8 protein-coding genes are annotated in these 9,960 nt (G+C 74.0%); 5 read left to right on the top strand and 3 right to left on the bottom strand.

The window, feature by feature from the left end; genetic code table 11:
• Nucleotides 1–299 precede the first annotated feature (299 nt).
• Nucleotides 300–2,801 carry a right-handed parallel beta-helix repeat-containing protein gene (locus ACFU7Y_RS31930; RefSeq protein WP_224283835.1) on the top strand — a complete coding sequence of 834 codons (2,502 nt, stop codon included), beginning with the start codon at nucleotides 300–302 and terminating at the stop codon, nucleotides 2,799–2,801.
• A gap of 48 nt (nucleotides 2,802–2,849) precedes the next feature.
• Nucleotides 2,850–3,179, top strand: coding sequence for a DUF6191 domain-containing protein (locus ACFU7Y_RS31925; protein WP_380770471.1), 330 nt, complete (start codon nucleotides 2,850–2,852; stop codon nucleotides 3,177–3,179).
• 118 nt (nucleotides 3,180–3,297) lie between these two features.
• Here ACFU7Y_RS31925 and ACFU7Y_RS31920 read toward each other — a convergent pair whose 3' ends face one another.
• Nucleotides 3,298–4,416, bottom strand: coding sequence for a PLP-dependent cysteine synthase family protein (locus ACFU7Y_RS31920; protein ID WP_380770470.1), 1,119 nt, complete (start codon nucleotides 4,414–4,416; stop codon nucleotides 3,298–3,300).
• Nucleotides 4,417–4,517: 101 nt separating this feature from the next.
• A complete protein-coding gene (locus ACFU7Y_RS31915) occupies nucleotides 4,518–5,798 on the bottom strand; it encodes an ROK family protein (protein ID WP_380770469.1) in 1,281 nt (426 codons plus the stop codon).
• A gap of 17 nt (nucleotides 5,799–5,815) precedes the next feature.
• Here ACFU7Y_RS31915 and ACFU7Y_RS31910 point away from each other — a divergent pair, with 17 nt between their 5' ends.
• Together ACFU7Y_RS31910 and ACFU7Y_RS31905 are read left to right on the top strand one after the other, a co-directional pair.
• Entirely contained in the window at nucleotides 5,816–7,087 is a 1,272-nt protein-coding gene (locus tag ACFU7Y_RS31910) for an MFS transporter (protein WP_380770468.1), read from the top strand.
• An 80-nt stretch (nucleotides 7,088–7,167) separates the two neighbouring features.
• A complete protein-coding gene (locus ACFU7Y_RS31905) occupies nucleotides 7,168–7,740 on the top strand; it encodes a HutD family protein (RefSeq protein WP_224281349.1) in 573 nt (190 codons plus the stop codon).
• 203 nt (nucleotides 7,741–7,943) lie between these two features.
• On the opposite strand, the gene ACFU7Y_RS31900 is transcribed toward ACFU7Y_RS31905, so the two are convergent.
• Complete coding sequence (locus ACFU7Y_RS31900) at nucleotides 7,944–8,699, bottom strand: DapH/DapD/GlmU-related protein (RefSeq protein ID WP_224281348.1); 756 nt, start codon at nucleotides 8,697–8,699, stop codon at nucleotides 7,944–7,946.
• Between the two features lie 306 nt (nucleotides 8,700–9,005).
• On the opposite strand from ACFU7Y_RS31900, the gene ACFU7Y_RS31895 reads away from it, so the two are divergent.
• Nucleotides 9,006–9,794: a maleylpyruvate isomerase N-terminal domain-containing protein gene (locus ACFU7Y_RS31895; RefSeq protein WP_380770467.1), complete on the top strand. Its 789-nt coding sequence runs from the start codon at nucleotides 9,006–9,008 to the stop codon at nucleotides 9,792–9,794.
• The last annotated feature ends 166 nt before the right edge of the window (nucleotides 9,795–9,960 follow it).

Raw genomic sequence — 9,960 nt, 5'->3', positions numbered from 1 at the left:
GTACCGGCCGCCCACCGCCGACCGCCCGCGCCGGACGGCGGGCTCGCACGCCCGCCGACCGGCGCCGGGCGCACGCTGCGTTCTGGAACCGGCGCGTCCCGGACGGAACCACCGCTGTGCGCGCTCGTTGAAACAAGTGGTCGGAACCTGTGGCGGCGCTGAGCGCTACCGGTGTCCGCGCGACCGCGGGCGGCCGGACCACCCACGTGGGCGCGCTACGGTGGGCGGGCGGCCCGCGCACCCCCGCGCGTTCGGCCCGTTGATCGCCGGCTCGACGAAGGTGGGGACGACAGACCGTCATGGCTGAGCACAGGGTCCGGGTCACCCAGGACAGCGCATCCCGCTGGCGTCGCCGCGCGGGCGAGTACGACACGCTCACAGAGGCCCTGGCGGCCGCCGAACCGGGCGACACCGTGACCGTCCGGCCGGGCACCTTCCGGGAGAACGTGCTGCTGGACAAGCCGGTGACGATCGTCCCGGCCCAGGGCCCGGGAACGGTCCGGATCGACCCGCCCTCCGGGGTGGCGCTCACCGTGACCGCCGCCGCAACGGTGCGCGACCTGGTGGTCGAGGGCGGCGACAGCTCCACCCCGGCCGTCCTGGTCACCGGGCCGGAGGCGACACCCGCCTTCGGCGGTTGCCGGATCGAGACCCGCTCGGCCACCGGGATCGAGATCACCGGCGGCGCCCGACCGACGCTGCGCGGCTGCGTGGTCACCAACCCGGGCGGGCTCGGGCTGCGGCTGCGCGGCGCGGACACCGCCGCCGCCTTCGAGGACTGCGAGGTCGCCGCCGCGGGCCAGGCCGGACTGGCTGTCCTCGGCGGCGCCACCGCGGCCCTGGACCGCTGCCGTGTCCACCATGCTTCCGGCGCCGGTGTGCTGCTCTCCGACCCCGGCAGCGCGGCCGAGCTGACCGGCTGCGAGATCTACGAGATCCGCGGCAGCGGCGTGCAGGCCGAGGCCCAGGCGGGCGGGCGGCTGGTCGACTGCGAGATCCACCGCGTCACCGGCAACGGTCTGACCCTGGACGGCGAGGCCGAGCTGGTGCTCACCGGCTGCCGGGTGCACGACCTGCCCGAGAACGGCGCCGACCTGCGCGGACGCGCCCGGCTGAGCCTCTCGCACAGCACCGTCCGAGACTTCGGGCGCGGGGCGCTGTCGGTCTGGGACCAGGGCACCGAGGCCGTCGCCGAGTCCTGCCAGATCCACGGCTCGACCGGCGAGTACCCGGCGCTGTGGGTCAGCGACGGCGCCCGGCTGACCCTCACCGACTGCTCGCTGCACGACCTGCCGGATGCCCTGTTCGTCCTCGACCGGGACTCCGCCGCCACCGCCGAGGGCTGCTCGTTCAGCCGGATCCGCAGCTCGGCGGTCTCGGTCAGCGGCGGGGCCAGTGTCTCCCTGGCCTCCTGCCGGGTGCAGGAGGCGGGCACCGGGCTCTGGTTCCGCGACCACGGCAGCAGCGGGCTGCTCACCGGCTGCGAGATCTCCGACGTGGCCACCGGCGTGATCGTCACCAAGGGCGCCGACCCGGTGCTGCGCGACTGCACCGTACGGGCCAGCACGGACGCCGGGGTGTACGTCTCGGCGCAGGGGCGAGGCACCTTCGAGGACTGCCGGGTCTCGCAGGGCAAGGGCTTCGGCTTCCACATCATCGACGGCTGCCGGACCCAGCTCATCCGGTGCCGGGCGGAGCACAACCAGAGGGCCGGTTTCGAGTTCTCCGAGCCGGGTCCGGTTACGGAGGGGTGCACCTCGGACGACGTCGGGGCCGCTCCGGTGCCGGCCGTTCCCGCCGCCCCCGGTGGCGGAGCGGGACCTGCGCCCGGGTCGGTGCCCGCGTCCGGACGCGGCCTGGGGCTGGGGCCGCCGTTCGGCTCCACCGACGTACCGGCACCGCGGACGGCCCAACTGAGCGCCGCTGCCCAGGCCTTGGCACCGTCCGCGGCCGCCTCGGCGGCGATCGCGCCGATCCCGGACTGCCGGCCGGCCGAGGAGGCGCTCGCCGAGCTGGACTCGCTGGTCGGGCTGGCCACGGTGAAGCAGGAGGTGCGCACGCTGATCGACCTGATCTCGGTCGGCCGGCGCCGCCGCCAGGCCGGGCTCAAGGCGCCCTCGCTGCGCCGGCACCTGGTCTTCACCGGCGCACCGGGCACCGGCAAGACCACCGTCGCCCGCCTCTACGGCGAGATCCTCGCCTCGCTCGGGGTGCTCCAGCGAGGGCACCTGGTCGAGGTGGCCCGGGTGGACCTGGTCGGCGAGCACATCGGTTCCACCGCGATCCGCACCGCGGCCGCCTTCGACCGGGCGCGTGGTGGGGTGCTCTTCATCGACGAGGCGTACGCGCTCGCGCCCGAGGACGGGGCACGGGACTTCGGGCGCGAGGCGATCGACACCCTGGTCAAGCTGATGGAGGACCATCGGGACGAGGTGGTCGTCATCGTGGCGGGCTACACCGCCGAGATGGAGCGCTTCCTGTCCGCCAACCCCGGTGTCTCGTCCCGCTTCTCACGCACCATCGGCTTCCCCGACTACACGGCGGACGAGCTGCTGGAGATCGCCCGGGCGCAGTGCGCCGAACACGAGTACGCGCTCTCCGACGAGACGGAGAAGGCGCTGCTGGAGCACTTCGGCGGGCTGGAGCGCGGCCCCAACTTCGGTAACGGGCGCACCGCGCGGCAGGTCTTCGAGACCATGGTCGAGCGGCACGCGGTACGAATCGCCCACCTCGCGGACCCGTCCACGGAGGAGCTCCAGCTGCTCGTCCCGGCCGACCTGCCGGCGGCGCCGCTGCCGTAGGGCGAGCGGCAGGGGAACTCGTCGGCTGCGCCGGTCCGTTGGGCAGGCATGGGTGTGCTGCTGACGGGCGCGGCGGGCGGGTTGCTGCTGCCGGCCGGACTGGTCGTGGTGTTCTTCCTCGGCGCGGTGGCGCGACGGCTGCGCGCCCGGCCGACGGCGGGGCCGGGCGCGGGGCGCGGCGCGGGTGCGACCGCGACGGAGGAGCTGCACGCGCTGCTCTACCCGAGCAAGCGGGTGCAGCTGGAACAGCGGCGGGTCGAGCTGGTGCTACGGGACGACGAGCACGATGGTGCGCCGAAGCGTACGGGGATCGACCTCGCGGGCGGGCGGGCGGTGATCCGGCGAGGTGGCGGCCGAGGGCTGACGGCTGACGGCTGACGGCTGACAGCGAAGAGGTGACGACGAACAGCTGACAGATAACAGAGTCTGAAATCTGTCAGCTGTCAGCTGTTATCTGTCAGCCGTCAGCTGCCCCCCCCGACAGCCTCCGACCCGGTCAGGCCGTCCAGGCGCCGCCGGCCAGGAAGGACTCCAGCGCCGCCCGGTAGGGCGCGATGTCGATCCGCTCGCCCGCCAGCCAGTCGTCCGAGTAGTACTTGTCCAGGTAGCGGTCCCCCGGGTCGCAGATCAGGCCGACCACGCTGCCCGTCCGCCCTGCTGCCCGCATCTCGGCGACGATCCGCAGCGCGCTCCAGAGGCCCGTCCCGGTGGAAGCCCCCGCCTTCTTGCCGAGCACCTGCTCCAACACCCGCACGGCGGCGATCGACGCGGCGTCCGGCACCTTCATCATCCGGTCGATCGCCCCCGGGACGAAGCTCGGCTCCATCCGCGGCCGTCCGATGCCCTCGATCCGCGAGCCGCTCTCGCAGACGGCGTCCGAGTCGTGGCGCACCCAGCCGTCGAAGAAGCAGGAGTTCTCCGGGTCCGCGACGCAGATCCGGGTGTCGTGCTGCATGTAGTGCACGTACCGGGCGATGGTCGCCGAGGTGCCGCCGGTGCCGGCGGTGGCCACGATCCAGGCGGGCTCGGGGTGCGGCTCCAGGCGCAGCTGGGCGAAGACCGACTCGGCGATGTTGTTGTTGCCACGCCAGTCGGTGGCCCGCTCGGCGTAGGTGAACTGGTCCATGTAGTGCCCGCCGGTCTCCTCGGCGAGCCGGGCGGAGGCCTCGTACACCTCGTCCGAACGCTCGACCAGGTGACACTCGCCGCCGTGGAACTGGATCAGGTCGATCTTGGCCTGGCTGGTGCTCTTGGCCATCACGGCGATGAACGGCACGCCGATGAGCTGGGCGAAGTACGCCTCGGAGACGGCCGTGGAGCCGCTGGAGGCCTCGATCACCGGCTTGCCGGGCCGGATCCAGCCGTTGCAGAGCCCGTAGAGGAAGAGCGAGCGGGCCAGGCGGTGTTTGAGCGAGCCGGTCGGGTGGGTGGACTCGTCCTTGAGGTAGAGGTCGATCCCCCACTCCGCGGGCAGCGGAAAGCGCAGCAGGTGGGTGTCGGCGGACCGGTTGGCGTCGGCCTGGACCTTGCGCACCGCTTCCTTGAGCCAGGCGCGGTACTCGGGGTCCGAGCGGTCGATGTCGACGGTCGGCTCGGTGCCGGGCTGGGTGCTCATTGGTCGCTGTCTCCCTCGTGGTGACCCCCCACTGCTCACTACGAGTGTATGAGAGTCACGATAAGTGACCGTTTTCGAGGGGCCAGCTTCCCCTTATCGCTTCAGTGCGGAACGGGCACCGACTGCGGATCCGCCAGGTACGGCCCCCAGCCCAGCTCGGCCGCACCCGCGAGCGCGCTGTGCGCCAGTTCCGCGCCGACGATCGGCACCCGGCCGCTGCGCCCCCACAGGCTGCGCTCGGCGACCACCGACCGCAACCGGTCGGGCGCGGCCTCCAGCAGGTGGAGGTGCAGCCCGCTGAGGACCACCCGGTCGGGGTTGAGGATGTTGGCGACGCCCGCCAGGCCGAGCCCGAGCCGGTCGATGACGTGCTCCACCGCCGCCCGCGCCCGGTCGTCCGTCGCGGCCGCCCGGCACAGCTCACGCGCCTGGTCGAGCAGCGGCCGCCCCGGCTCCGGGGAGAGTCCGGCGGCGGCGAACAGCGCGTCGGGGTCGGTCTCGGAGTTGAGACAGCCCCGGTTGCCGCACATGCACGGCCGGCCCTGCGGGTCGACGGTGAGGTGCCCGACCTCCAGGGCGAGCCCGGCACTGCCGGTGTGCAGGTGGCCGTCGATGACCAGCGCGCCACCGACGCCGCGGTGGCCGGAGGTGACGAAGAGCAGGTGGCGGGCGCCGCGGCCGGCGCCGTGCCGGTACTCGGCGAGCGCGGCCAGGTTGGCGTCGTTGGCGATCACGGTGGGAAGCGGGCGCAGCGCGTTCGGACCGTGGTCGGCGCGGCCGACCTCGACGTCGTACAGGTCGGCGACCGGGGTGCCGCTGGGCCAGGCGAAGTGCAGCGCGGCGAGGGCGGTACCGTCCGGCTCGGTGACCGGGTTGGGCAGCGCGAGCGCGGCGCCCAGGCAGCGGCGGTCGGTCGCACGGGCCAGCTCGGCGCCGGCCACGGCTACGGCGCGCAGCATCCGGACCGGGTCGGTGGCGGCTGGCAGCGGCAGGTGGAGGGGCGGGTCGAGCAGCCCGCCGAGGCCGGCCAGGGTGACGCTCAGCCCGTCGGCGTGGATCTGCCCGGCGACCACGACCGGGCCCTGCGGGTCGATCGCGAGCCGGTGCGAGGGGCGGCCGCGGCCACCACCGGCCGGGCGCGAGTCGACGGTGATCAGGCCGAGCGCCTCCAGTTCGGCCGTGACCGCGCCGGCGGTGGCCCGGGTGACGTCCAGTGCGCGGGTGAGCGCCGAGCGGGTCGGCGTCTGGCCGGTGTGGATCAGGGAGAGCGCGGGGCCGAGCAGCGTCCGGCCCCGGTCGGGAGCCGCGCGGCGGTGGCTGTCGCGCTGCGCGTCGGAGTCGTTCCCGGTACCGGGCCTCGGGCTTGATGGTGAGAGCTGCACACCCCTATTGTGACTTTGTGTCGCTTCGAAACAAAATCGGTTCACGCACTCCACCGGACGATCCCTCCTCCCAGTCTCGCAGCACACCCCCGGTCACCGACAGCCCCTGGGGTGCTGCACGTGTCGCCCTCACCGCGTTCTTCGCCATCGACGGCTTCCTCTTCGCGGCCTGGGTCGTCCGCATCCCGGACATCCGCAGTCAGGTCAGCGCCTCGCACAGCGCCCTCGGGCTCGCCCTGCTCTGCCTGTCCATCGGCGCCGTCCTCACCATGCCGATGGTCGGCCGGCTCTGCCTGCGGTACGGCTCGCGCCCAGTGACCGTCGGCTCGCTCGCCCTGCTCAGCCTCGCCGTACTGCTGCCCGCGCACGCCCACTCGGTCACCGCGCTCGGCGGGGTGCTGCTGCTGTTCGGCGCGGGGTACGGCGGGGCCAACGTCGCGATGAACAGCGCCGCCGTCGACCTGGTCGCGCAGCTGCGACGGCCCGTGATGCCCAGCTTCCACGCCGGGTACAGCTTCGGCGGGCTGGTCGGCACCGGCGTCAGCGGACTGCTCGCCGGCCCGCTGAGCACCGCATGGGCGCTCGTGCTCAGCGCCGCGCTGGGCATGACCGTCACCCTCGGCGCCGGCATCGTTCTGCTGCGCAGCCCGGCGGCGGCAACGGTCGCTCCGGGCCGTACGGGCCGCGCGGCGGAACCGTCCGACGGCGCCGGGACGAACGCGGGCTCGGTACGAACGCACATCCGGCTGCTCGTCCTGCTGCTCGGCCTCACGGCGCTCTGCACCGCGTACGGCGAGGGCGCGATCGCCGACTGGACCACGCTCCACCTCACCGACGACGTCCATGCGAGCTCCGTGGTGGCCGCCACCGGCTACGGGGCGTACGCGTTCGCGATGGCCGGCGGGCGGGTCGGCGGCACCTGGCTGTCCATCAGGCTCGGCCAGACCCGACTGATGCTGCTGGGCGGACTGACGGCCGCGGTCGGCATGCTGATCGCCGCCCTCGCCCCGGTTGTTCCGGTGGCGATCTGCGGGTTCGTGCTGGTCGGCCTCGGCCTGGCCAACCTCTTCCCGCTCGCCATCGCCCGGGCCGGCGCGGCGGGCGGGCCACAGGGCGTCGCGTTCGCCTCCTCGCTCGGCTACGGGGGGATGCTGATCGGCCCGGTGGTGATCGGCTTCCTCGCCGACGCGGCCGGGCTGCCACTGGCCCTCACCACGGTCGCGGTCGCAGCCACGGTGGCGGCACTCCTGCCACTCTCGGTCGGGCGGCAGGTGGCAGACGACCGGTGACAGCCGGCGGGCAACAGATGACAGATGACAGATGTTGAAATCTGTCATCTGTCACCCGCCATGTGACAGGATGCGGAGCCATGACGACCAGCGGACGCTTCCAGGTACTGCGGGCGAGCGAGCGCCCGGCGACGGCGTGGCTCAACGGGGGCGGGGTGACCAGGGAGGTCGCCGGGTTCCCGGCCGGAGCCGGGCTGGACGCCTTCGACTGGCGGGTGAGCCTCGCGGACGTCGCCTCGGCCGGACCGTTCTCCCCGTTCCCCGGGATCGACCGGGTGATCACCCTGGTCGAAGGCGCAGGGATGGCGCTCACCGTCGACGGCACCGAGCGGCTGGTCGACGCGCCGTTCCTGCCGTTCGCGTTCTCCGGCGACGCCACCACCGACTGTCGGCTGGTGGCCGGCCCGGTGGTGGACTTCAACGTGATGACGCGCCGCGGACGGGTCGAGGCCACCGTGGACCTGGCCACCGTGGCCACCACGATCGACCTCCCCGGCGGGAACACCGCCCTCCTGGTCTGCCTCGCCGGCGCGGCCGCCGTCGACGGCGTCGAACTCGCCCGCTACGACGCCGCACTGCTCGACGCCCCGGGCGCGTACGAGCTGCACCCGAACGGCACCACCGCCGTCGTCAGCTTCCGCACCGCGCCCTGACAGCCGGCGGACCGACGCACCGACGAAGGACAGTGCGCCCGACTCTCGGACCAGCCCGGAGGTCCGACGCACCCCGCCGGTGTCCCGCGGATCACCGCCGCCATCGCCGCCCGCACCGCCGAACAGGCCTCCCCCACGGGGCAGTTCAGGCCGGTCGCCAGCGCACGGCGCCGGTGCTCCCGGTGCGGTACCCGGCGACGGGGTCAGCCCTGTTCCCCCGGCAGCCGCAGGTCCCAGCCGACCAGCGCTCGCAGCTGCTCGGCGGTCACACCGTCCGGTACCGGCTGCGGAGCGTCGTGGCGCAGCGGCGGCTGCCAGCCCTCCTCCTCGGTCCAGCGGCGCACCACCTTGGCCGGCGCCCCGGCGACCACGCTGTGGTCGGGCACCTCGCCGCGCACGGCGGCCCCGGCCGCGACCACCACGTTCCGGCCGATCCGCGCGCCCGGCAGGATCACCGCGCCGGTGCCGATCCAGCTGCCCGCGCCGATCTCCACCGGCTCGTTGCGCGGCCACTGCTTGCCGATCGGCAGCCGGGTGTCCCGGTACTCGTGGGCCTGGTCGCTGATGTACACGCCCGGGCCGGTCCACACGTCGTCGCCGATCACGATCGACTGGTGGCCGACGATGTGGCTGTCCCGGCCGATCACGCAGCCGCCGCCGATCCGCACGATCGGTTCCGGCCCGAGGTCGAGCCCGGGCAGGAAGCCGGCGCTGATGGTGACCCGCTCGCCGATGATCGAGAACGGCCCGATGGTGATCCACTGTTCGTTGAACACCGCCCCGAGCGGGAAGCTGAGGGTCGTGCCGTCCCCCAGCTCGCCGAACCGGTACGGGCCGGGGTTGCGGTTGGTGACCGCGCCGGTCCGCTGAACCCAGCGCCAGCCCCGGTGGACGAGGAGTCCGGCAGCGCGGCGGCCACCGGCCCGGACAGCGGAGACGAGGGAACGGGTTATCGGCATGCGCTCACGTTACCGGCCCGTAGCATCCGCCCGTCCGCCGGGAGGCCGACATCACACGGGCCACATCCGCCCCGGCCCACCGCCGCGACGGGCGCTCGTCCGCGACCGCGCACCGCGGCATCTGCCCGGCCCCGCACCATCCGACCCGACCGCCGGAGCGCCCGTCCCACCCCGGCTGGATCTCCCGGCCCGAAACGGACCGGACCGAACCAGACCGGCCCGAACCGGCCCGGCCCGGACCGGACCACCCCGAGGAGTGTCCGAAATCCGCGACCGGCGGCCGACCGCGATGGAAGACTCCACCCCATGGAGATCACCGAGCACATCGACGCGCTGCGCCGCGAGGGCAACCGGCTCGCCGAGGCCGCAGCCCGCACCGAGCTGTCCGCCCCCGTACCGACCTGCCCGGAGTGGCAACTGGCGGACCTGCTGCGACACATCGGCTCCGTCCACCGCTGGGCCGCCGCCATCGTCTCGCAGGGCCTGCCGGCGCCGCTGGACGAGACGGGCACGCAGGCCGCCGTCGGACCACTGCCCTCGGACGCCACACTGCTCGACTGGTACCGCGAGGGACACACCGCCCTGGTGGACGCGCTCACCGCAGCGCCCGCTGACGTCGAGTGCTGGAGCTTCCTGCCCTCGCCCAGCCCGCTGGCGTTCTGGGCCCGGCGCCAGGCGCACGAGACCGCCGTCCACCGCCATGACGCCGACGCGGCCGCCGGGGCGCCCGGCCCGGCCGTGGACACCGCGCTGGCCCTGGACGGCATCGACGAACTGGTGAGCGGCTTCATGACCAGCAGCCGGTCCACGCTGCGCAGCGACCGGCCGCGTACTCTCCAGGTCCGGGCCACCGACGGCGCCGGCTCCGACTCCGACTCCGGCACCGGTTCCTGGCGACTGACGATCACCCAGGAGCCGCCGACCGTCACCACCGGCGAGAGCCCCGAGCCGGCCGACCTGACCCTCGCCGGTCCCGCCCGCGAGCTCTACCCGCTGCTGTGGAACCGGCTGCCCTTCGGGCAGGCCCGGGACGTCGTCGCGACCGGCGACCAGGGCCTGCTCGACCTCTGGCGCGACGCAGCGGCGATCCGCTGATCGTGACGCCGGCGAACTGTCGTGACGTCGATGACGCTCGCGACGCCGATGAACCGTCGCGACGCCCGGGGGCGGCGTCGCCCCCGGGCGAGCGAGCGCGGCGCCCGGGAACCCCGGCGTCAGCGCACCCAGCGCGCGGGCCGCTTCTCCAGGAACGACCGCATCC

The organism is Kitasatospora sp. NPDC057542 (assembly GCF_042801945.1).
Lineage (GTDB): Bacteria > Actinomycetota > Actinomycetes > Streptomycetales > Streptomycetaceae > Kitasatospora.
Note: the sequence above shows the minus strand (reverse complement) of the source record. Positions and strands in the feature narration are given on the sequence as shown.